Genomic DNA, 22773 nt, shown 5'->3' on the forward strand with positions numbered 1-22773 from the left:
GCCCCGCCCGCGTCAGGGCTCGACGGCGCGCAGCCGCCCGGTGAGGTCCCGCACCGTCTCGGCGTACGCCGGGTCGTCCTCGGACGGAAGGTGGCCCTTGATCGGCGGGGGGACGCTGTCCCAGGGCGGCGCCACCAGGCCATCCGGATCCCGGAGGCGGCGGTCCACGGTCGCCTCCGGGCCGGTGACGCGGGGCGGCTCGTCCGCGCGGTGCGGGGAGAAGATCCATCCGCCCAGCGCGTCGGTGTCCCGCCACAGGTTGCGCCACCGCCAGCCGAGCCGGCCGCCGATCCCGCGCAGCATCTCGTCGCCGACGTAGGCGGGGAACAGCCGGGCGTAGAGCCGGCGCAGCGGCGAGCTGTAGGTGAGCAGGGCGACCCGCGCGCTGATCTCCGCCGGCAGTTGCAGGACGGTGGCGGCGACGAGCACCGAGCCGTGGCTGTAGCCGGACAGCAGCACCCCGTTGCCGCTGCGCACCAGGTACGTGATGCGCCGGGCCAGCTCCGGCACGGCCCGCTCGGCGTAGCAGGGCGGTGCGAACGGGTGCGCGGCCCGGGGCCAGAACGTGGCGAGGTCGAAGAGCACGCCGACGTGGTGGCGGAACCCGGGACTGCGGTAGGCGAAGATCCCGGCCACGACCAGGGCCAGCACCGCCGCCGAGAGCGCCACCCCGCCCACCTCGATGCCGAACATGACCAGCTCGGCCGGCACGTGCGTGCGGCGTTCCAGGGCCTCGCCCGGCTCGGGGTGGACCAGCGCCATCGCGGTGGTCGCCGCGCCCGCCCCGGCCATGACGGCGAACAGCACCGCCAACGGCACCAGCAGGTCGGTGAAGCGGGCCCGGACGATCATCGTCCGGACCTGCCGCAGCCGGGGCGCCGCCTCGGCCGGCGGCGCCGGGAAGTCGCGCTCGACGATCGCCTGGGCGGCCCGGATCCGGCCGCGCCGGGACACCAGCGCCACCACGGCGGCGGCCGCCAGCGTGACCAGCAGGGCGCGGAAGAAACCGTAGATCGCCCAGGTGTACGCGCGCGCCGGACCCGGTATGTCGTCCGCCGGGGACATGCCCCGGTCCAGCAGGTCGGCGGTGCGCTGGACCAGCTCGGCGGAGTACGCCACCGCGAGCCCGCCCGCCGCCGCCGCGACCACGAGCGCGCCGAGCCCGTTCGGCGGCTGGTGGCCGCGTACCCGCAGCCGGTGCCGGAGCAGCACGGCACCCAGGCCGCCGAGCAGGACCGCGTGAGTGACCAGCAGCCAGGTCAGGATCGAGCCGTAGCCGGGCAGGCCCCCGCCGGTACGCCAGCGGACCGGGGCGAACAGCAGGTGCCCGGCCACCACGACGGTGAGCCCGACCGCGGTGCCGCGCAGCACCCGGGCGACCCGGTCGCGTCGCGGGTCGGTGGGCGCCCGGTCGACGAGCGGCGGCACGCAGACCAGGACCACGCAGGCGAGCAGGACCGCGCCGGTGACCGCGAGCAGCGCCGCCACAGTGGGCGGGACGCCCTGCGCGGCCCGGGCGGCGAGGAGACAGCCGTCGAGGGTGGCGAAGGCCGCCGCGATGTGGATCGAGCGCAGCCGGCCCATCAGCGGCTCGGTGTCCCACTGGCCGATCGTGCTCAACGGGGGGCCGGCGGTCGCCCGCTCCGGCGCCCGGAACGCGGTGAACGAGCGTCCCGGACGCCGGGCACCCCACCAGACCAGGCTCACCGCGGCGGCCGGGACCAGCGCCAGCACCACGAGCCGCAACCCGACCGGCCGCCCGCCCATCCAGGACAGCCACTCGCGGTCGGAGATGCAGGCCGGCACGGACAGGCACTGCCAGGCCACCAGGTCCAGCGCCACCCCGGCGCCGGCGAGCACGTACAGCGCGGTCAGGCTCAACCCGAGCACCCGGCACAGCGCCCGCACCACCGCGCCGCCGACCGCGTCCCCCGGCCGCATCCACACGGCCACGTTGAGCAGCATGAAGGGCATCAGGAACAGCAGCGACAGGGTACGCAGCGCGGTGCCGGACGGCAGGTCGTTCCACCGGTACGCCTCCAGCGTCACCCCGCCGGCGCCCTGCGCGTCGGCGAGTCCGGGGCGGGGCCGGTAGAAGCCCGCGCTGCGGTCGCCCGCGACCTGCCGGACCAGCGGACGGCCCAGCACCTCGGCGGCGCCGGCCGAGGAGACGCCGTGCACCCGCAGCTCCACCACCTCGCCCGACGGCGCCTGTGCCCGCCCTGGTCCAGCCGTCATCGACCCTCCGCGACGTCCCGGCCGCCCACGCCGCCTGGCACGGCCCGCCCTCGGGTGGCGCAGCGTCCTACCCGGCCGGGCCGGGGGCAAACGCCCGTGGGCCCGGCGGGCGGCCCGTTCGAAGCCGTGCCGTCCGGGTAACCGCCGGCGGACGTCCTCGGACGAAGGGAGCCCGCATGACCGGCGCATCGTCCCCGCGTGACGGCTTCGCCGTCGTGGAGATGTTCACCTCCCAGGGCTGCGACAGCTGCCCGCCCGCCGAGGAGGTGCTGTCCGAGATCGACCGGGACGCGCGTGAGCGCGGGGAGCGGGTCTACACGCTCGGCTTCCACGTCGACTACTGGGACCACCTGGGCTGGGCCGACCCGTACGGCGCGCAGGCGCACACGCTGCGGCAGGAGCGGTACGCGCGGACGCTGCGCACCGGCGGGCTCTACACGCCGCAGATGATCGTCAACGGAACGGTCGAGTTCGTCGGGTCGGATCGCCGGCAGGCCGGCTCGGCGATCGACGCCGCGCTGGCCGCGTCGCCCGGCACGCCGGTGACGCTGTCCGTCGTGACGGCCGACGCCGGGCACGTGGTGCTCGACTACGAGACCGGAGCGCTGCCCGAGCAGGCCCGGCTGAACGTGGCGGTGGTGGAGCGCGGCCTGGAGAACGACGTCCCCCGGGGCGAGAACGCCGGGCGGCGGCTGCGCCAGGACACGGTGGTGCGCGCGTTCTGTTCCACCGAGCTGAACGGGGAGCGGGGCCGGATGGAGATCGACGTGCCGGCGGCGCCCGACCCGCGCCGCGCCTCGGTCGTCGGATACGTGCAGCAGGGCGACCGGGCGGTGGTCGGCGCGACCGCCGTCGACCTCGGCGACGGGAACCGCGGATGACCCGGGCCGCGGTGGCGACCCGGCTGCCGCCGATCGACGTCGGCCGCTGGGTGAACTCCGCGCCGCTGACGCCGAAGGATCTGCGCGGACGTGTGGTCCTCGTCGACGTCTGGGAGTACACCTGCGTGAACTGGATCCGCACCGCCCCGTACGTGCGGGCGTGGCACCGCGACTACCGCGACCTGGGGCTCACGGTCGTCGGCGCGCACGCGCCGGAGTTCGCGTTCGGCCGGCTGCCGGAGAACATCGACCGGGCGATCCGCGACCACGGGCTCACCTACCCGATCGCCATCGACGACGACTACACGTTCTGGCGTGCCCTGCGCAACGACGCCTGGCCGGCGAAGTACCTCTTCGACGCCGACGGGCGGCTGGCCGACCGCTGGGTCGGCGAGGGCGACTACGACCGGACCGAGGCGCTGATCCGGCGGCTGGTCGAGACCGCCGCGCCCGCGACCGCGCTGCCGCCGGTCACCCCGGAGGTGACCGCGTTCGTGACCGACCCGCAGCCCACGTACGCCGGGATCACCCCGGAGACCTACCTCGGCGCCGACCGCGGTGTGCCCGGCACGTACGCGCTGACCGGCGACTGGCAGGTCGAGGGCGAGTACGTCGAGACCGGCGATGCCGGCGCCGAGCTGGTCCTGCCGTTCACCGCCGGTGAGGTGAACCTGGTGGCCGACCCGGGACCGGAGGGACCGGCCGGGATTCGGGTGCTGCTGGACGGGAAACCGGCCGCTGACGCGCGCGGCGCCGACGTGGGCCCGGACGACCGGGCCCTCGTCGACCGGGCGGCCATGATCCGGCTGGTCGACGGCGCGACGCCGGGGGAGCACCGGCTCACCCTGCGCGCCGAGCGGCCCGGCTTCCGCGCGTACGTCTTCACGTTCGGTCCCTGACCCGACCCGAGGAGGACAACCCGTGGCCGTCAAGACCATGACGCCGACGCGTACCGGTGCCGGCATCCGTGAGTTCCGCGTCGAGGTGCCGGAGGCGGACCTGGAGGACCTGCGGGTCCGGATCGCGGCCACCCGCTGGCCGGAGCGCCAGACCGTGGACGACCAGTCGCAGGGGGTGCCGCTGGAGACCAGTCAGGCGCTCGCCCGCTACTGGGCCACCGAGTACGACTGGCGCCGGGTCGAGGCGCGGCTCAACGACCTGCCGAACTTCGTCACCGAGATCGACGGCCTGGACATCCACTTCATCCACGTGCGCTCGCCGCACCCCGACGCGCTGCCGCTGATCGTCACGCACGGGTGGCCCGGTTCGGTGATCGAGCAGTTGAAGATCATCGGCCCGTTGACCGACCCGACGGCGCACGGCGGCAGCGCCTCGGACGCGTTCCACCTGGTGATCCCGTCGATGCCCGGCTACGGGTTCTCCGGTCAGCCGGACCGGCCCGGCTGGGATCCGCAGCACATCGCCCGCGCCTGGACCGAGCTGATGCGGCGGCTGGGCTACACCCGGTTCGTGGCGCAGGGCGGCGACTGGGGCGCGCTGATCACCGACATGCTCGGCGTGCAGGCCCCGCCGGAACTGGCCGGCATCCACACGAACATGCCCTGCGTGGTGCCGCCGGAGATCGACGCGCTGTTGCAGACCGGCATCACCGGTGTCAACAACCCGCTCGCGGAGCTGCCGGCCGGGCTGTCGGCCGAGGAGCGGGCCGCCTGCGAGCGGATCGACTTCTTCTGGAAGCACTCCGCGTACGCGCTGATCATGACAACCCGTCCGGAGACGCTCGTGGCGCTCGCCGACTCGCCGGTCGGCCTGGCGACGTTCATGCTCGACCACGACGCGGCGAGCCTGGACCTGATCTGCGCCGCCTTCGCCGGCCGGCCCGGCGGGCTGAGCCGCGACGACATCCTGGACAACGTCACGCTCTACTGGCTGACCAACACGGGCGTGTCCTCGGCCCGGCTGTACGCGCAGAACGCGCTGTCGTTCTTCGCCGCCAAGGGCATCCGGGTGCCGGCCGCGGTGAGCCAGTTCCCGGACGAGATCCTGCTCGCGCCGCGCAGCTGGGCCGAGCGGGCGTACCCGAACCTGATCCACTACAACAAGGTGGACCGGGGCGGGCACTTCGCCGCCTGGGAGCAGCCGGAGCTGTTCGCCCAGGAGATGCGGGCGGCCTTCCGGTCGCTGCGCTGACGTCGGGACGGATGCGGCCGGGTGGGATGCCACCCGGCCGCATCCCCGGTTCAGACCTCGGTCAGCCGGACCGCGTCGGCGATGACCAGGCCGGCGGCGGAGCTCCACCGGCTGACCGCGACGCGGTTGGCGTCGCCGGCCGGCAGCGTGAACGTGCCGAGCGAGCGCCACTGCCCGCCGGTCGCCCGCTGGTCGACCACGACCGTCCGGTTGCCGGTGGTCGTGGCGACGATGTACGGCGTGGCCGCGTTGTAGCCCGCGTTCGCCGGCCACCACGCCTCGACCCGGTAGTTGCCGGTACGCGGGACGTTGAACTTGTACCAGGCCGCGTCGCTCGCGGCGACCGGGTCCGCGTAGCGGTAGTCGGCGCCGTAGCGCTGCCCGGAGTACGTCGAGGTGCCCCAGTTGGCGCTCGCGGTGAACCGGCCCGCGGTGGCGTTGTCCACGATCGACGTCCAGCCGGTGCCGCCGCCGGCCATCTTGGCGGCCACGTCGGCGCGCATCGTGTTCAGGTCGATGAAGGACGGGTCGATCTTGCCGGTGGTGCTGGTCTCCCGGTGTCCCCGGGCGTAGCTGGAGTCCCGGCCGAGCCGCTTGAGCACGGCGGCGGTGGCCGCGATGCTGGCGTTGTACTGGGCGGTGGTCATCCGCTGGTCGACGCCGTTGTAGTCGATCTCCCACCCGATCATCAGCGTGTTCCCGTCCCCGGCCGGGATCGGGCCGCTGCCGCCGCTGGTGCCGGCGTGGTTGCACCGGCCGGCGGAGATCACGTGGAACACGCCGTGGTAGTCCACGAGCGCCTGGCAGAGCGGGCCGGGCAGGTCGGAACGGCCGTTGATGCAGATGTTCAGCGCCGGGTGCGGGTTGGTGGCGCTGGAGGTGGCCGCGGTGTGGTGCCAGAGCACCCCGATCGGGTCGAAGGAGCCGGGGCGCATCCGGTTGAGCCAGTCGCCCTCGACCACGACCTGCACACCGGCGGCCCGCAGCACGTCCACGAGCCAGGGAATGGTGGCCATCACTGCTCCCCGAGCAGGTCGGCGAGGCACTCGGCCTTCGGCGCCGCGAGCGCCGTGCCGGGCCGGACGACCACGGCGAGGGCGGCGGCCACCAGGGCGGGTACGCCGAGCAGACCTCGGCGTCGCAGACGGGGGGATCGTGACGTGGGCATGGCGCTCCTCGGGTGACGGCGCTTCACCGATCGACGGATGTGAGTGCGGGAACGCTATACCGGCTTCCGGCGTCTTGTCGATACCCTTCATTGATCGTTTCTTCGGTGAAAACTTTCGCCACGATCATCTGTCGTCATCCGTCGATGCGTGGTAGAAATCCTGCCCATGTCTCGCCGTCGGGCGAGGAATCCCGCACAGGAGGGGCGCCGATGAGAGCGATCGCCACGGCCCTGACGTTTCTCACCGTGGTCGCGGCCACGGCCGTCCCGGCAACGGCATCGGCCGTCCCGGCCCGGGCCGGGACACCGGCCGCCGCCGGGACACCGGCTGTCGCCGGCCCGCAGCCCGCCGCCGAGTCGCAGTCCGCCCTGGCCGCGGTCGGCCCGCAGCCCGGCACGTTCACCGGCAAGGGCTTCGACACCTGCACCGCGCCGTCGCAGGCCGCGATGGACGCCTGGCTCGCCGCCTCGCCGTACCGCGCGGTCGGCGTCTACATCAGCGGCGGCAGCCGCACCTGCGCCCAACCGAACCTGACCGCGACCTGGGTCGCCGACCAGACCCGCAAGGGCTGGCGGCTCATCCCCATCGAGCTGGGCTACCAGGCGCCGTGCGGCACCCGTACGCCGAAGATGTCCGCCGACCCGGCCACCGCCCGCGGGCAGGGCAGGACCGCGGCGGACAGCGCGGCCGCCGCCGCGGCGGCGCTCGGCATCGGCGCGGGCAGTACGCTCTACAACGACATCGAGCAGTACCCGTCGAACGCGAGCTGCCGGGCCGCGGTGCTCTCCTTCCTCTCCGGCTGGGTCGAGCGGCTGCACACGCGCGGCTACCTCGCCGGCATGTACTCCAGCGGCTCGTCCGGCATCACCGACGTCTGCGCCGCCTACCACGACACCCGGTACCTGCGGCTGGACCAGATCTGGATCGCCTGGTGGAACGGGGTCGCGGACACCGACGGGGGCACGTACTGCGCCGACGACCGCTACGCCGACCAGCAGCGCCTGCACCAGTACGCCGGCGACGTCACCGAGACGTGGGGCGGCGTGACCATGAAGATCGACCGCAACTACCTGGACGTACGGGCCGGTACGCCGCCCGCGTCGTGGAGCGTCACGGTCGACAACGCCACGGCGGGCGGGTTCACCGCCGGCGCGGCCTGGGGCACCTCCGCGTACTCCGCGCAGCGCCACGGCGCCGACTACCGCTTCGCCGCACCCGTGGCGTCCAGCGACGTGGCCTGGTTCCGGGCGACCCTGCCCGCGACCGGCGCCTACGAGGTCTCGGTGTGGTACCCGGCCGACCCCGGCTACAACGACCGCACCCCGTACCTGGTGGCCACCACCACCGGCAATCGGACGGTGACCGTCGACCAGCGCGCCGGCGGCGGCCGCTGGGTCTCGCTCGGCGTGTTCACGCTCGCCGCCGGGACCGGGGACAAGGTCGGGGTGAGCCGCTGGAGCGCGGGGACCGGCTACGTGGTCGCCGACGCGGTACGCATCACCCGGGTCTGAGCCCGCCGGACGGTGAGCCGGTCCCGCTCCGGCGGGACCGGCTCACCCGGCCGGGTCAGTTCAGGTGCGCCAGCAGGGCCGTGGCCATGCCCTGCTCACCCCGGGCGTTCGGGTGGAACGGTGCGGCGGCGTTCTGCGGCACCAGCCCCTCCACCCAGCGGGTGCCGCTGCTCTTGCACGTGTCCCGGCCGATCGACGGCGTGTAGACGTCGGCGTAGCTCGCGCCGCCCCCCGCCGCGGTGTCGGCGAGCATCGTGTTGAGCGCCTTCTGGACGCCGCGCAGGTACGGCACGTCCTGGTAGGCGATCGGCACCACGGGCCAGCAGCCGTACCCGCTGTCGGGCAGGATCGCCGGGTACCCGAGCACCACCACGCGCGCGTTCGGCGCGGCCTGGCGGACCGCCCGCAGCACCGCCGTCACCTTCGGCGCGGTCGCGGCGATCCGGGCCCGCAACTGGTCGGTGCCGCCCGCGGTGAACCGGTCCTTGCAGGGTGACCCGAGCGGGCTGCTCACGCTCGCCTCGGCGCAGTCGCCGATGATGCCGGAGAAGCCGATGTCGTTGCCGCCGATCTGGACGGTCACCAGCGCGGTGGTCGAGGTGACGGCGTTGACCTGCGGCGGCAGCGCGATGCCCAGCGCGCCGTCGCCGCCGTACAGGATGTCCTCGGTGGTGGCGCCGGAGCAGCTCACGTCGGCGAACGACGCCGAACCGGCGGACGCCGCGACCAGGGACGGGTAGTTGCGGTTGGAGCGCAGGCAGTTCAGGTCGACCTGGGTGGGGACGAGCGGGGCGGAGGTGTAGGAGTCGCCGAGCGCGACGTAGCGCCCGGAGGGCGCGGCGGCGACGGCGGGTGCGGCGGCGGCGAGCAGCACGCCGGCGGCGGCCGCGACGAGCGCGGTCATCCGGCCGGCGGTCCGCAGGAGCGGCAGGCGGGGACGGTTCATGGGGCCCTCCCGGAGGGGTCCTGGTGGTGGTGCTGGGATTCTGTCCGCGCCCGTGACATGCGTCAATATCGATAAGCCTCACTAAATCCCGTTCCGGGATGTGGTCCGCCACCGCCCGTCCAGCCGGCCGGAGGTGTCGCGTACATCACACTTTTCGGCGTCGGCGATGTCGGGTACAGGTCCGGTGCCGAACGGTCGATCCGTTGCGTCACAACGGTCCCCGGCGCGTCGCGCCTGATAGGCGGCCGGATGCCGGATCCGGGCACGCACGCACCGGAGTGACCCCGGCACGGCTCGTGAAGAACGCATCGAGTGTCGGCGATCGTGAATTTGCAGGCGTCATTACGCTGCGGGGTGGTTGATCGCCGGAACCACGGACGACAGGTGGAAGAACCTCAGATGAGTGACAATCACCCTCCCTACGGAGGCTATCCGGACCCGAACGCCGGAGCGTGGGGCAACCAGCCCGACCCGAACGCCCCGTACGGCGCGCAGCCGGCCTCCGGTGCGCCCTACGGTTCGCAGCCGGCGTCGGGTGCCCCGTACGGCGCCCAGCCCGGGTCGGGCGCTCCCTACGGCGCCCAGCCCGCGTCGGGAGCGCCGTACGGCGCCCAGCCCGGGTCGGGCGCTCCCTACGGCGCGCAGCCCGCGGCGCCGTTCCCCGGCCAGCCGGGCTACCCCGGGCAGCCGGCGCCGTACGCGCCCACCCCGCCCCCCAGCGGCGGCAAGAGCAAGGGCCTCATCGTCGGCCTCGCCGCCGGCGCGGTCACGCTGACGCTGCTGTGCTGCGGCGGCGGCCTCGCCTACGTCGCCTTCAACGGCGACGAGGAGGACCCGAAGCCGGTGGCCTCGGGCAGCGCCACCCCCGGGCCGGACAACAGCCCGTCCGCGACCCCCAGTGCGGGCGGGCCGGAGTCGACCGGGCCGGACGGGCCCACCAACAACGACTCGATCACCGCGCGGTACGCCAGCGAGATGTCGGCGGTCTGCGACGGGGGAGCGATCCTCAACGCCGCGCCGTACACCGCGCCGGCCGGCTCGAAGGCGTACGTCTTCTCCAACTCCCCGGACCGGCCGTCGTTCTGGTCGCAGAAGACGATCAGCTCGGCCAAGCCGTACTACGCGAAGTCGGCCGACTTCGCCACGGTGTCCGTCATCGGCTGCCTCAAGATGGTCGAGGGCAGCGAGGGCACGCCGAAGAAGTGCCAGTACAAGAACAGCGAGGACAAGGTCGTCACGGTCGACTACATCTCCTCGCGGTACACCCTGACCTTCCACGCCGCCAAGACCGGCGAGAAGGTCGGCGACGGCGGTACGGTGACCGCGCCCGCCGCCCGGTGCCCGAGCTTCATCTCCTACAACAAGGTGACGATGAAGTCGTACGCGTCCCCGGACAGCGGCACCATCGAGGCGGCGCTGGACCGCTTCCTCAAGTAGCCACACCCGGATCGCGGTGTGCGGGCCGCCCGGCCCGCACACCGCGGACGGCGGCTCAGGCCGCTGGCAGCGGCCGGCCGTGCGCGTCCACGCACTCGCGGGCGAAGATCCGCAGCAGCTCCGGCAGGTGGAAACGCTCGCCGGGGGCGCCGGAGTCGACCGGCACCAGCAGGTTGTGCTGGATCAGGTGCTCCACCATCCGGTTGGCCTGCTGCCGGGGCAGGCGCAGGATCTCCACCGCGCTGGACGCGGTGATGAACGAGTCGGCGCGGGCCAGCGCGTGCAGCGCCCGGCGGGCGTCCACGTCCAGCGCCTGGTAGCTGACCGAGAGGCTGTCGCGCACCGAGATGTCCCCGACGGACAGCTCCGACAGCCGGTTCTCCTCGTCCTCCAGATGCGCGGCGAAGCCGGGCAGGGCGACGTCGGGCTGGGTGACGAGCCGGCTGCCGACGATCCGCAGGGCCAGCGGCAGCTGGTCGCAGGCCGCGGCGATCCGGCCGAACACCTCCGGCTGCTCGCGTACCCGGCGCTCGCCCGCGATCGTGGCCAGCAGCTCCATTGCGTCGGCCCGGTCGAGCGAGCCGAGCGTCAACCGCCAGCCCACGTCCAGGTCCAGCAGGCGCTGCCGGCTGTTGATCAGCACCAGGCTGCGGCCCGCCCCGGGCAGCAGCGGGCGCACCTGCTGCGCGCAGTCGACGTCGTCGATGATGAGCAGCAGCCGCCGGCCGGCGAGCGCGCAGCGCAGCGCGGCGGAGCGTTCCCGGATGTCCTCGGACACGTCGGCGAGCGGCACGCCCAGCTCCACCAGCAGCTCCCGGATCAGCTCCCCGCTGCCGCGCGGCGGCTCGTCGCCGCTGTCGAAGCTGACGAAGAGCTGACCGTCGGGGAAGAGGTCGGCCAGGTCGTACCCGCTGGTCACGGAGAACGAGGACTTGCCGACGCCCGGCGCGCCGGAGACGAGCACGACCCCGGCGTGCTCGTCGGCGTCGGCCGGGTCGGCGATCCCCTCGGCGATCGCGCGCAGCTGGCCCGCAGTGGTGTCCCGGCCGACCAGGGACGGCGGCTTCATCGGCAGGGCCTGCGGGCTCGGCGGCGGGCCGGGCGGCGACGCGGGCCCGGCGCCGGCGGCCGCCGGCCGGCCGGCCGGCGGGCGGACCTCGGCGGCGTCCGCGTCCAGCGCCGTGTGGAGGGCGCCCTGGAGCGTGGGACCGGGGTCGACGCCCAGCTCGTCGACGATGCCGCGCCGGGCCTGCTGGTAGACGGCCAGCGCCTCGGCCACGCGCCCCTCCTGCGTCAGCGCGGTCACCAGCTGCGCCTGCCGGCGTTCGTCCAGCGGCTCCTCGGCCACCAGCCGGCGCAGCGACGGGATGACCCGGGCCGGCTGGCCCAGCCGCAGGCGCAGGTCGATCAGCTCGGTCGTCATCTCGCGGTGCTGCTCCCGCAACGCCGTGACGGTCGCGCCCAGGTCGGTGCCCGGATCCGCCAGATCCTCCAGCGGGTGCCCGCCCCACAGCTCGACCGCCCGGTCGAACAGGTCGGCGGCGGCCTCCGGCCGGTCGCCCCGCGCGGCCCGGCGGGCCTCGTCGGCGAGACGCCGGAACCGCAGCAGGTCCAACTCGTCCTCGTCGACCCGCAGGTGGTAGCCGGTGCCGTCGTGGACCAGCCGGCCGGCCGAGTCGCCGCCGCGGTCCAGCGCCTGCCGCAGCCGGTGCACGTACGTGCGCAGGTTGCGTACCGCCGACGCGGGCGGCGAGTCCGGCCACAGGCCGTCGACCAGCCGGGAGGTGGCGACCGTGCGCCCCGGGCTCAGCAGCAGCACGGCGAGCAGGAGGCGGGGTTTGGTGCCGGTGAGCGTGACCGGGCGGTCGTCCACATGAACTGTCAACGGGCCGAGAACACTGAACCGCATCGATGTATTCCCCCGCTCCGCAGTACCGTCCACAGTGTGGTGTACCGATGGATTTCCCACCTTCGGCTGGGGAATACCTCGCTCCCAGATGGTGCAACTAGTCACCGATCGGTGTGTACTTCGTGACCCCGGGTGAGCTGCGCCGTCGCCCGCCGCGCCGCGTCGAGCACCGCCACCGCGTCCGCCACCCCGGCGCCCGCCGACCGGCCCTCCCGGACCAGCCCGGCGAAGTCCTCCGCCTGCCGGGCCAGGGCCGCGTACATGACGGCGTCCCCGTCGGCCGGGTCGAGGAAGGTCAGCCGCTCGTGGTCCCGGGTGCCGAAGACCTCCACCGTCGCCATGTCGCCGCCCCGGTGGTGCCGGCCGAGCGAGACCAGCGCGGTGCCGCCGCCGGACAGGCCGAGCAACGCCTGGGCGCTGTCCACGTCCCGGCCGCGTACCGCCGGGTCGGTGACCGGCCCGGCCGGCTGCACCGCGACGCGATCGACCTCCTGCCCGGTCAGCCACCGGATCTGGTCGAACTCGTGCACGCCCATGTCCACGAAGATCCCGCCGCTGCCGGTGCGGAACGCCGCCGCCGGCGGCTCGCCGTCCCACTGCGCCGCGGCCACGAACAGGACCTCGCCGAGTTCGCCGCCGGCGATCCGCTCCCGCAGCCGGTGCAGCTGCGGGACGAACCGGCGCCAGTAGGCGACCTGGAACGGGATCCCGGCGGCGGCGGCCACCCGTCCCGCCTCGGCCGCCTCGGCCGGGTCTAGCCCGGCCGGCTTCTCGCACAGCACCGGCAGCCCGGCCTTGGCGGCGGCCGCGACCAGCGCGCCGTGCCGCCCGGTGGGCGCGGTCACCAGCAGACCGTCCGGCACGGCGTCCGTGAGCAGGTCCTCCACGCTCGGGTACGCCGGCAGCCCGGCCGCGGCGACCGCCTCCCGTGCCGCCGGAACCGGGTCGACCACGTACCGGATCCGGACCGCCGGGTGGTCGGCCAGGGCCCGCAGGTGGTGGTGGCCCATCCGGCCCGCTCCCACCAGCGCCAGCCGGAACTCATCGCTGCCGGTCATCGTCGCTTCCCCTCTCCTCGTCGGTGCCGTCGGTGCCGTCGGTGCCGTCGCGGCCGTCCGTACCGCTGTCGCCCAGCCAGCCGGCCAGCGCGGCCACCACGGCCGGCGCGCCGGTGCCGAACACCTCGAACCCGTCGTGGCGCCACCGCCGGCTCACGCCGCCGGCGGCCTCCACCAGCGCGGCCCCGGCCGCGATGTCCCACGGTGCGGGGTCGAAGCTGAGGAACGCGTCCAGTTCCCCGCGGGCCACCGCGGCCAGGTCGCAGACGGTGGAGCCGGTGTTGCGCAGGTCGGCGACGCGCGGCGCGACGCCGACGAGCGCCTGGTACGCCCGCCGCCGCGGGCCGGGCGCGTTCGGTACCGCGAACGCCACCAGGGCGTGCCCCGGCTCGGCCTCGCGGTTGACCGCGACCGGGGCGTCGCCGTCGAGCGCGCCGCCGTCGTCGAGCACCAGGCAGGCGCCGGTGGCCGGTTGCAGGACGGTGGCCGCGACCACCTGCCCGTCGCCCACGTCGCAGCCGGTCGCCACCGCGATGCTGACCGCGTAGCGGCTCGCGCCGTGGCTGAAGTTCAGCGTGCCGTCGAGCGGGTCGACGATCCAGCGCAGGCCGGAACAGCCGTCGCTGGCCCCGGACTCCTCGGCCAGGACGGCGTCCTGCGGCCGGTCGCGGGCGAGCAGGCCGAGGATGGCCCGCTCGCTGGCGTGGTCGGCGCTGGTCACCGGATCCTGGGCCGCGCCGCCCTTGTGTTCGGTCTGCAGGCCCTGGCCCCGCGCCTCGCGGATCGCGTCCGCACCGGCCCGCGCCGCGCGCAGGCTCAGGTGGCGCAGGTCGCCGGGAGCGGCACTGATGCTCATCGCGCCACCTGCGCTTCCCGCGGCGCGGCGAGCCGCGCGTAGTCGCCGTCCACGAACAGCAGCGGCGGCGTCGGCCGGAGCAGGCCCGCGGAGCGGACCTCGCCCATCAGCACCGCGTGGTCACCGGCCGGGTCGGCGGAGACCGCCTCGCAGCCGAAGTACGCCACCCCGTCGGTCAGGCGCGGGCAGCCGGTCGCCCGTTCGTGGTCGTAGGCCACACCCGCGAAGCCGTCGGCGCCCGCCGGCCGGCCCCGGCTGGCGAACCAGGCCGCCTCCTCGCGCTGGTCGTCGCCGAGCACCGTCACCGCGAACCGGCCGGTACGCCGCACCGCACCGAGCAGCCGGCAGTCCCGCCGGAGGCAGACCAGTAGCATCCGTGGTGACAGCGACACGGTGGTGAAGGAGTTGACGGTCATCCCCACCGGGCCGTCGGGTCCGACGGCTGTCGCCACGGCCACGCCGGTGGCGAAGCGCCCGGCCACCGAGCGGAACGCCCGTTCCTGGTCCTGTCCGTTCCCTGTGCTGGTCATCACCGTGCTCCTCTCGTCGCGCTGCCGACCAGGTCGGCGGTCCGGCGCCGGTCGGTCTTGCCGTTGGCGTTCGTGGGCAGGGCGGCCACGTGGTGGATCCGGGCCGGCACCATGTAGCCGGGCAGGCGGTCCGCGCACCGGCGGGTCAGCTCGTCGGTGATCCCGTCGGCGCCGGTGTAGACCGCCCGCAGGGAGACGTCGTCGCCCGCGCCGAACGCCAGCACCACCGCGTCCTGCACGCCCGGGTGGCCACGCAGGACCATCTCGATCTCGCCCAGCTCGATCCGGTAGCCGCGCAGCTTCACCTGGTCGTCCAGGCGCCCGTGGTGCACGAGCGTGCCGTGCTCGCGGCGGACCCGGTCACCGGTGCGGTAGTACCGGCGGCCGGCGTCCGTGACGAACCGGCCCTCGTCGTCGGCCGGGTCGAGGTAGCCGTCGAACCGCTGCGGCCCGTGCACGCACAGCTCGCCGTCGTCACCGCCGACCGTGCCGTCCTCCGCGCGCAGGATCGCGTCGAGCCCGGGGTGCGCGTCGCCGATCGGCACGGTGCCGTTCGAGGTCGCCGGCCAGGCCGCCGGATCCGCGGGCAGCCGGTGACCGGTGCAGGTCACGGTCAGCTCGGTGGGACCGTAGAGGTTCTCCACCACGCTGCCCGGCGCCGCCGCCGCCCACGCCCGCGCCTGCTCCAGCGTCAGCGCCTCACCGGCGAAGAGGCTGTGCCGCAGGCCGGGCATGGCGCCGGGGGAGAGCATCCGCATCCGGCGGGCCAGCGAGACCACCGAGGGCACCGAGAACCAGTGCGTGATCCGCCGCTCGTTGACGAACCGCACCGGCGTCAGCACCTCGTCCGGCTGCGGCACCACGAGCGTGGCGCCGCCGCCCCAGGCGACGAACATGTCGAACACGGACGGGTCGAAGGTCAGGTCGAAGGTCTGCGACAGGCGGTCGCCCGGGCCGACCGGGTAGCGGTCCCGGCAGTGCGTGAGGAACGCGTCCACGTTGCGGTGGCGGATCGGCACGCCTTTGGGCCGCCCGGTCGAGCCGGAGGTGAACAGCACGTACGCCACGTCGTCCGGCGCCACCGGGGCGGCCGGCGGCGGGACGCCCGGCGCGCCGTCGAGGCGTACCGTCACGGCGTCGCCCGCGACCTGCGCCGCCGTCGCGGCGCCGGCGTCGTCGACCACCAGCGCGTCCACGCCGGCGTCCCGGCACGCCCGGGCGGTGCGGGCCGGCGGGAAGGCCGGGTTGAGCGGCACCACCACCGCTCCGGCGCGCAGCGCGGCCAGATAACCGGCGTACGCGGGCAGGCTGCGGGCGGCCAGCAGGCCGACCGCGCGGGGGCGCCGGCCCACCTCGGCGTGGATCCGCCCGGCGAGGCCGTCGGCGAGGTCGCGCAGCCGGCGGTAGGTCACCGGCTCCCCGCCGACCTCCAGCGCGACCGCCTCGGGCACGCGTTCGACGGTCCGCTCGAACCAGGAGTAGAGACTCACGGCGTTGCTCCCTTCACTGTGCTGTCGTCGATCGGTCTTGCGGCGCCGCCGGCGTGGGACGCCGCGCTCAGATCACCGCGCCCGCCAGTTCGTCGGCGTGGTCGGCGATGCCGGCGAGCATCGCGCCGGTGGCGCCACCGGCGATGCCGAACATGGCCGCCTCGGTGCGCAGCTGTGCCTCACCGCCGTCGCGGAACGCGTCCGCGCCGCGCAGGCGCACCGCCTCGGCGGCGACCCGGTCCACGGTCTCGGCGGCGCTGACCTTCAGCAGCATCCCGGTGACCGCGGACGGGACGGCGGCCGGCGCGTCCAGCAGCGGCGCGCACAGCGCGTCGAGCTGGTGCGTGGCGACCAGGCATCGGGCGTACCGCTCGCGGACCGCCGGGCGGTCCCAGAGCGTGCCCGCCCCGGCCGGTCGCCGCCGCAGCCAGTCACGCAGGCCCGCCAGCATCCGGTGGCACATCGCCCGGGCCCACAGCGCTCCGGCGACCCGTTCGACGCCGACCTGCCGGGCGAACCCGGCCAGCGCCCGGCCGGGGCGGCCCAGCACGGCGTCCGGGCCCAGCGCCACGCCGGCGAAGCGCAGGTGGCCCACGCCGGACCCGGCGAACGCCCGGCCGGCGGACCCGATCGTCACGCCCGGCGCACCGGCCGGCACCAGCAGCCAGCAGAAGCTGGTGAAGTGCCGCGCCTCGCGGTGCCGGGCCAGCACGAGCGCCGCGTCGCAGCTCGTCGCGTTGGTGATCCAGTCCTTGCCGCCGTCCAGGACGGCGCCGTCGTCGCCCAGCTTCACCCGGGTCGCGGAGTCGAGCAGGTCCGAGCCCGACCCGCCGGCGTCGGTGACGGCCAGCGCCACCACCGTCTCGCCGCGCAGCATCCCGCGCCGCGCGCGCTCCGCCGGCCCGGTCGCGCCGGCCAGCAGCGGCAGCACGGTGGCGACCTGGACGCAGACCGACAGCGTCACGCCGAGCGGGCACCGGGCGTCCAGTTCGGTGAGCAGCACCGACAGCCGCCGGGGGTCCGGCTGCACGCCGTCCGGGTAGAGCGCCTCGACGATCCCGGCGGCGCCCAGCGCGCGCCACACGGCGCCGGGGTCGCCTAGGTCCACTCCGGACAGCGCAGCCCGCACGGAGGCGGCCTGGTCCCCGGGCGGCGGCATCGTCGGCGGCGGTGTCGGCGTCGTCGGCTCAGGCAAGACGCACCCCCGGGTCGCGCAGCGACAGCGCCCCGTTGGCCAGGCGCAGCCGGTCGTTGGCGTAGTTCAGCGAGGCCGAGCGCAGATCCCGGAACGTGCGCTCCAGCGTCAGCGGCGAGTCGGTCAGGTAGCCGTGGCGCAGGCCCGCCAGCTCGACCAGTTCGTGCGCGGCGGCGAAGGACTCCTCGGCCGCGCGGATCTTCAGCGTGTTGAGCAGCAGTTGCACCGGCGCCGCCGACATGTCCGGCGCGTCGGTGACCACCGAGACGGTGTGACGCAGCAGCGCGTGCGCCGCGTCCAGCCGGGCCCGGATGCCGGCCAGCCGCAGCAGCACCAGCTCGGAGGAGGGGGCGAACTGCCGCCGTCCCGCCTCGCTGCGGGCGTGCCGCAGCACCCGGCCGTACGCGCCGGCCGCCGCCCCGATCCAGGCCGCCGCCCAGCCGACGTGCGCCAGCGGCGCGAAGACCGTGGTGGCGATCTCCCGGAACCCGCCGTGCTCGCCGACCACCTGCCACTGCGGCACCGCGCCGCGCAGCCGCATCGGCACGCTGTGCGTGGCCCGCATGCCCAGCGGGCGCCACCCGCCGGTCACCTCGATCTCCACCTGGTCCCGGTCGGCGTAGACCAGGTCCACCTGGGCGGCCGAGTCGGCCCCCGGGGCGCGGGTGGTGATCAGGAAGGCGTCGGCGTACGGGCCGCCGGTGACGATCGGCGCCTGCCGGTCGACGCGCAGCATCTCGCCGTCGTGCTCCAGCGCCGACTCGGCGGTCATCAGGTGACCGCCCTTGCCGGCCTCGGTGGTGACCGAGCCGAGATACCGCTCGCCCCGGGCCACCGCCGGCAGCACCTCGGCGCGCAGCTTCTCGCCGCCGTACGCGGTGATCGCGGCGACCTGCTGGCAGTGCATGGCGAAGACCATCGCCACCGACATGTCCACCCGGCCCAGCGCCAGCGTGACGTCGACCAGGTCCGGCAGCGTACCGCCGGCGCCGCCCTCGGCTTCGGGGACCAGCAGCCCCAGCAGCCCGGTACGGCGCATGGCGGCCAGCGCCTCGATCGGGAAGGCGGCGTTCTCGTCGGCCTCCCGGGCGTGCTCCGCCGCCACGTCGGCGACGGTCTCGACGGCCGGGGCGTACCCGGCGGGCGCGGTCATCGGGAACCACCGCCGACCGGGGTGCGCAGTTCCTCGACCACGCTCCACAGTCCACCGGCGGTGGCGAAGGTCGAGTCGACGAGCTTGTCGTCGGGCACGGCGACACCGAACGTGTCCTCGATGGCGAACAGCAGCTCGATCTCGCGCATCGAGTCCAGGCCGAGGTCGCGCAGGCGGGACTCCTCGGTGATCTCGTCCGGGCCGGCGAACTTGAGGAACGGGCGGAGCAACTCGGTGAATTCGGCGTTCATTGACGTCACCTTTCTTCTCGGGTTTCGGCAGTGGCACCCGGCGCGTCGACCGGGTGCCGCGTCAGGGTCAGCCGGGACGTCTCGACGACGCGGTCGCCGTCGCAGACGACCTCGACCGGCGCGGGGTGGCCGAGGAAGGCCAGCAGGCTGGCCGAGAGCCCGTACGCCCCGACGTTCGGCACGGCCAGCACGTCGCCCGGCCGTACGTCCGGCAGGTTCGCGGCGCGGGCCCAGGTGTCCAGCGGCGTGCACAGCGGCCCGGCGACGATCGCGGCCTCCAGCGGCGGGCCGTCGCGGCCGTCGGCGGCGTGCAGGGCGGGTACGAGCGGCGGCAGCCGGCGCAGGCCGGACATCCCGCCGAGGTGGTTGATGCCGGACTCCAGCACCACCACCGGCGTGCCCTGCGACCGCTTGACGTCCAGCACGCGCGTCAGCAGCGTGCCGGCGGTGGCGGTGAGGAACCGCCCCGACTCGAAGGCGACTGTCGGCGCCCCGTCGCGCCAGCCGGGGAAGAGCTCGTCCAGGGCCGGGGCGACCCGGTCGGCGAGGCCGGTCAGGTCCGCGTTGTGGCCGGGCCGGGCGAACGGCGCGCCGAAGCCGCCGCCGAGGTCGAGCAGGGTCAGGTCGACGTCGAGCAGGTCCCGCAGCCGCCGGGCGGTACGCGCCGCGGCGGTGAACTGGGCCACCAGCGCGTCCACCGAGTCGACGTTGCTGCCGGTGTAGAGGTGGAATCCCCGTACCGGGGCCGACGGGCGGGAGCGGAACCGCTGGGGATCCCGCTCGATCCAGTCGGCGTCGGCGCCGAACTGCGACGCGACGCCGGTCATGGTGAGCCCCTGACCCGGGTTGGGCACCCGGTCGTTGACGCGCAGCAGGCACCGCAGTTCCACGCCGTGCGCGGTGGCGATCCGGTCGGCCTGGTCCAGGCCCTCGGGCGAGTCGACGGAGAACCAGCGGACACCGGCGCGCACCGCCTCGGCCACCTCAGCGTCGCGCTTGCCCGGTCCGGTGTAGAGCATGCGGTCGCCCGGCACGCCGGCCCGCAGCGCCGCGGCCAGCTCGCCCTCGGAGCAGATCTCCGCGTCGCAGCCGGCCGTGTGCAGCGCCGCCACCAGTGCCGGGTGCGGGTTGGCCTTGAGCGAGTAGAACAGCCGGCTCGGTGCGGGCAGCGCGGCGACCAGGCTGGCGTGGTTGGCGCGTACCCGGGCCAGGTCGTAGCGGTACGCCGGGGTGTCGAAGGGCAGGTCAGCCATCGTGCTCACCCGCCAGCCGGGCCAGCGCCCGCCGGTCCACCTTGCCGTTGCCGGTCAGTGGCAGGTCGGGCAGCACGACGCAGTGCGCCGGCACCTTCATCTCCTCCAGCTGTTCCCGCAGCCGGCGCAGCACGTCGGCGGGGGTCAGCTCGGCCACCACGAACAGCGTCGCGCCGTCGCGGCCGTCGGCCGGCGGCAGCACCCCGGCCGCGTCCACGCCGTCGACCCGGTACGCGGCGGCCTCCACCTCGGTGGCGCTGACCCGGGTGCCCTTCTCCTTGTAGACGTCGTCGCGGCGGCCGGCGAAGTGGACGTACCCGTCGGCGTCCACGTGACCGTGGTCGCCGGTGTGCAGCTGCGGGAACAGTCCGTGGGCGCGGCGGAACCGCTGGGCGGTCAGCTCGGGCCGCCGCCAGTAGCCGGCCATCACGTGCGGGCCGCGTACCACCAGCTCGCCGCGGACGCCCGGAGGCTGGCGCCGCCCCTCGGCGTCCACCGTGAAGATCTCGGTGCCGGGCAGCGCCCGCCCGCAGGCGCCGGGCCGACGCAGGTCGGCGTCCGGCGGCATGATCGCCGCGCGTTTACACTCGGTGAGGCCGAACATGAGCTGGACGGTCAGGCCGGGCAGCAGCCGGCGCAGGCCGGCCAGCACCTCGGGCGGCATGGCCGCGCCGGTGTTGGTGATCAGGCGCAGCGGCGGGCGCGGCGCGCCGGCCCGGCCGAGCAGCCGCAGCAGGTTGATCGCGAGCGACGGCACGCAGGGCAGCACCGTGGCACCGGACTCGACAAGTGTCGCCAGCAGGCGGCCACCGGTGTCCCCGGCGTCGCCCAGGCGCAGCCGGGCACCGGCGACGGTGCTGAGGAAGATCTGGTAGAGGCCGTAGTCGAACGAGGGCGGCAGCAGGACGTGCACCACGTCGTCGGGCCGGTAGCGCAGCTCCGACTGGATCGCCCGCACCGCGAACGTGACCTGGGCGTGCGTGGAGACCACCGCCTTGGGCATGCCGGTGCTGCCGGAGGTGTAGATCAGGCAGACCGGGTCGACCGCGAGCGGGGCCGGACCGGCGGGCGCGCCGCTGATCGCCGCGGCGGACGCGGCGCGGCGTGCCTCGTCCGCACCGCGCACCGGGACCCCGCGGACGCGGGACAGGCCGGCCAGGACCGGGTCGTCGGTGAGGACCAGGCCCGGCTCGGCGTCGTCGAGCACATGGGCGAGGGCGACCTCGGGGGCCGGCGTGCGCAGGACGACGAAGACACCGCCGGTACGGGCGACCGCGTACAGCAGCGCCGGCAGGGTCGCGTCGGTGGGCAGCGCCACCAGCACCCGGTCGCCGCGCCGGACGCCCTGCCCGCGCAGCCACCCGGCGAGGCGCAGGCTGTCCGCCCGCACCTGGCGGTACGTGCGCTCGACGGTCCCGTCCCCGGCGGCGGGCGCGTCGGGGCGCGCGTCGGCGGTGCGGTCCAGCAGGTCGTGCAGGAGTTCGGTACTCATCGGGCACCTCCGGTGGCGGCGCCGAACATGGCGCACAGGGAGCCGACGTCGCGCAGGTCGGCCGCGGACAGCGCGGTGGCCGGAACCTCGACGCCGAGCCGGCGTTCGACCCGGTCGATGACGTCGACCAGCCGGAACGAGTCGAAACCGGGTAGTTCCCGGAGCACGTCGGTGGTGCGCAGGGCCGAGCCGTCCAGGTCCAGGGTGTCGCCGAGCGCGCCGAGCACCGCCGCGCGTACGCCGTCGTCACCGGCCCGGTCCGGCGCGGCCGGTGCGGCGTCGTCGCCGGTTTCGGCGGCCGGTCCGGCGATCGACTCCAGCGCGGCCAGGTGGTCGGCGATCAGCGCGCCGAGCGCGTCCGCCAGTTCCGGCGCGGCCGGCCGGCCCGCCTGGGCCCGCCGCAGCGCCACGTAGCTGCGCGTGGCGAGTTGCTGCCAGCGCGTGGCCTGCCCGGCCAGCGCGGCGGCGGCCTCCGGCGCGACCGCCGCGAGCCAGCGTTCGTGCAGGTCGCGGGCGCGGGCCAGCAGCCAGACGTCGAGTACGAAGCGGTGCAGCCCGGCCACCGTGTCCAGGGCGGCGGCGGTGCGGGCCAGGTAGCTGTCGATCTCCGGGCGGGCCCGGCCGGCCCGGGCGGCGTTGCCGGCGAGCATGGCGGGCACGTCGATCGCCGGGGCCGGGTGCGCGGTCACCGCCAGTGTGTGCGCGCCCCCGGCCAGCGCCGCGTCGAACGCGGCGTCGGGCAGCCGCCACACACCGGGCCGTGCGGGCCCCCAGGCGGTGTCGTTGTGGTACGCGTCGACCACTGTGACCTCGTCCGGTCCGGCGGCCGTGACGAGGAAGCTGTGCCGCATGTGCTCGTGCTCGTGGTAGGGGCACCACGGCAGGTCGTACGCGTCGGCGGTGACGTAGAGCGGCTGGCCCGGGGCGCACAGCCGGCGCACCTGCGGGCCGTCGAGCTGCATCCACCGGCCCTCGACCCGCAGGCCGAGCAGGTCGACCGCCTCGGTGGCCCGGTCGTCCGAGGTCGCCTCGACGGTGACCAGGCCGTCCTGGTCCCGGGTGCGGAACCCGTACCGGGCGCCGAGGGCGAGGTGGCTGCCGGACCCGTTCGCGTGGTCGGCCAGCAGGGCGAAGCTCGTCTGGAGACAGTCCAGCGCGGTCGCGTGCAGACCGGTCAGGATCGGTGTCCACACCGGATCCGTGGTCGGCCGGTCCGGCGCGTTCGGGACGTGGTGGGACATGGGGAACTCCTC

General features: G+C 75.0%; 20 protein-coding genes. 5 read left to right on the forward strand and 15 right to left on the reverse strand.

Going from position 1 to position 22773, the window contains the following annotated elements; all coding sequences use genetic code 11:
• Positions 1-12: 12 nt before the first annotated feature.
• Positions 13-2238 carry a hypothetical protein gene (locus tag M8C11_RS06405; protein WP_252448767.1) on the reverse strand — a complete coding sequence of 742 codons (2226 nt, stop codon included), beginning with the start codon at positions 2236-2238 and terminating at the stop codon, positions 13-15.
• 176 nt (positions 2239-2414) lie between these two features.
• On the opposite strand from M8C11_RS06405, the gene M8C11_RS06410 reads away from it, so the two are divergent.
• Genes M8C11_RS06410 through M8C11_RS06420 form a run of 3 tightly spaced genes read left to right on the forward strand, consistent with a single transcriptional unit; the run spans position 2415 to position 5270 of the window.
• Positions 2415-3119: a thioredoxin family protein gene (locus M8C11_RS06410; RefSeq protein ID WP_121684139.1), complete on the forward strand. Its 705-nt coding sequence runs from the start codon at positions 2415-2417 to the stop codon at positions 3117-3119.
• Complete coding sequence (locus M8C11_RS06415; RefSeq protein ID WP_252448768.1) at positions 3116-4018, forward strand: redoxin; 903 nt, start codon at positions 3116-3118, stop codon at positions 4016-4018. Before M8C11_RS06410 ends, M8C11_RS06415 begins: the two co-directional genes overlap by 4 nt.
• Before the next feature lie 22 nt (positions 4019-4040).
• Positions 4041-5270, forward strand: coding sequence for an epoxide hydrolase family protein (locus tag M8C11_RS06420; protein ID WP_252448769.1), 1230 nt, complete (start codon positions 4041-4043; stop codon positions 5268-5270).
• Positions 5271-5320: 50 nt separating this feature from the next.
• On the opposite strand, the gene M8C11_RS06425 is transcribed toward M8C11_RS06420, so the two are convergent.
• Positions 5321-6286 (reverse strand): N-acetylmuramoyl-L-alanine amidase, encoded by a 966-nt coding sequence (locus M8C11_RS06425; RefSeq protein ID WP_252448770.1) that lies wholly within the window; start codon positions 6284-6286, stop codon positions 5321-5323.
• Positions 6286-6438: a hypothetical protein gene (locus M8C11_RS06430; RefSeq protein ID WP_252448771.1), complete on the reverse strand. Its 153-nt coding sequence runs from the start codon at positions 6436-6438 to the stop codon at positions 6286-6288. Before M8C11_RS06430 ends, M8C11_RS06425 begins: the two co-directional genes overlap by 1 nt.
• Before the next feature lie 210 nt (positions 6439-6648).
• On the opposite strand from M8C11_RS06430, the gene M8C11_RS06435 reads away from it, so the two are divergent.
• Complete coding sequence (locus tag M8C11_RS06435; RefSeq protein WP_252448772.1) at positions 6649-7950, forward strand: glycoside hydrolase domain-containing protein; 1302 nt, start codon at positions 6649-6651, stop codon at positions 7948-7950.
• Positions 7951-8005: 55 nt separating this feature from the next.
• On the opposite strand, the gene M8C11_RS06440 is transcribed toward M8C11_RS06435, so the two are convergent.
• The gene (locus M8C11_RS06440) at positions 8006-8896 is read right to left on the reverse strand and encodes an SGNH/GDSL hydrolase family protein (protein ID WP_252448773.1); all 891 of its coding nucleotides are present in this window, start codon (positions 8894-8896) and stop codon (positions 8006-8008) included.
• A 399-nt stretch (positions 8897-9295) separates the two neighbouring features.
• Between M8C11_RS06440 and M8C11_RS06445 the strand changes: the two genes are divergently transcribed.
• On the forward strand, positions 9296-10333 hold the full coding sequence (locus tag M8C11_RS06445; protein WP_047891062.1) for a hypothetical protein: 1038 nt from the start codon (positions 9296-9298) through the stop codon (positions 10331-10333).
• Positions 10334-10388: 55 nt separating this feature from the next.
• On the opposite strand, the gene M8C11_RS06450 is transcribed toward M8C11_RS06445, so the two are convergent.
• The 11 genes from M8C11_RS06450 to M8C11_RS06500 form a co-directional block, all read right to left on the reverse strand.
• The gene (locus tag M8C11_RS06450; protein ID WP_252448774.1) at positions 10389-12242 is read right to left on the reverse strand and encodes an AfsR/SARP family transcriptional regulator; all 1854 of its coding nucleotides are present in this window, start codon (positions 12240-12242) and stop codon (positions 10389-10391) included.
• Between the two features lie 101 nt (positions 12243-12343).
• Complete coding sequence (locus M8C11_RS06455; RefSeq protein WP_252448775.1) at positions 12344-13300, reverse strand: Gfo/Idh/MocA family oxidoreductase; 957 nt, start codon at positions 13298-13300, stop codon at positions 12344-12346.
• Positions 13284-14156, reverse strand: a complete 873-nt coding sequence (locus tag M8C11_RS06460) for an inositol monophosphatase family protein (protein ID WP_252448776.1) — start codon at positions 14154-14156, stop codon at positions 13284-13286. Before M8C11_RS06460 ends, M8C11_RS06455 begins: the two co-directional genes overlap by 17 nt.
• Complete coding sequence (locus M8C11_RS06465) at positions 14153-14686, reverse strand: flavin reductase family protein (protein WP_120570346.1); 534 nt, start codon at positions 14684-14686, stop codon at positions 14153-14155. The genes M8C11_RS06460 and M8C11_RS06465 overlap by 4 nt, the downstream gene beginning before the upstream one ends.
• Positions 14686-16176 (reverse strand): amino acid adenylation domain-containing protein, encoded by a 1491-nt coding sequence (locus M8C11_RS06470; RefSeq protein WP_252448777.1) that lies wholly within the window; start codon positions 16174-16176, stop codon positions 14686-14688. Before M8C11_RS06470 ends, M8C11_RS06465 begins: the two co-directional genes overlap by 1 nt.
• Positions 16177-16243: 67 nt before the next feature.
• Positions 16244-17284 carry an acyl-CoA dehydrogenase family protein gene (locus M8C11_RS06475; RefSeq protein WP_252448778.1) on the reverse strand — a complete coding sequence of 347 codons (1041 nt, stop codon included), beginning with the start codon at positions 17282-17284 and terminating at the stop codon, positions 16244-16246.
• 79 nt (positions 17285-17363) lie between these two features.
• On the reverse strand, positions 17364-18524 hold the full coding sequence (locus M8C11_RS06480) for an acyl-CoA dehydrogenase family protein (RefSeq protein WP_252448779.1): 1161 nt from the start codon (positions 18522-18524) through the stop codon (positions 17364-17366).
• Positions 18521-18775, reverse strand: a complete 255-nt coding sequence (locus M8C11_RS06485) for a phosphopantetheine-binding protein (RefSeq protein WP_114920141.1) — start codon at positions 18773-18775, stop codon at positions 18521-18523. Before M8C11_RS06485 ends, M8C11_RS06480 begins: the two co-directional genes overlap by 4 nt.
• Before the next feature lie 5 nt (positions 18776-18780).
• Positions 18781-20028 carry an alanine racemase gene (locus M8C11_RS06490; RefSeq protein WP_252448780.1) on the reverse strand — a complete coding sequence of 416 codons (1248 nt, stop codon included), beginning with the start codon at positions 20026-20028 and terminating at the stop codon, positions 18781-18783.
• Positions 20021-21520 (reverse strand): class I adenylate-forming enzyme family protein, encoded by a 1500-nt coding sequence (locus tag M8C11_RS06495; RefSeq protein WP_252448781.1) that lies wholly within the window; start codon positions 21518-21520, stop codon positions 20021-20023. The genes M8C11_RS06490 and M8C11_RS06495 overlap by 8 nt, the downstream gene beginning before the upstream one ends.
• Complete coding sequence (locus M8C11_RS06500; protein ID WP_252448782.1) at positions 21517-22761, reverse strand: acyl carrier protein; 1245 nt, start codon at positions 22759-22761, stop codon at positions 21517-21519. Before M8C11_RS06500 ends, M8C11_RS06495 begins: the two co-directional genes overlap by 4 nt.
• Between the last annotated feature and the right edge of the window lie 12 nt (positions 22762-22773).

The sequence above is a fragment of the Micromonospora sp. CPM1 genome (genome assembly GCF_023896895.1).
In the GTDB taxonomy this organism is placed as follows: Bacteria; Actinomycetota; Actinomycetes; order Mycobacteriales; family Micromonosporaceae; genus Micromonospora; species Micromonospora tulbaghiae.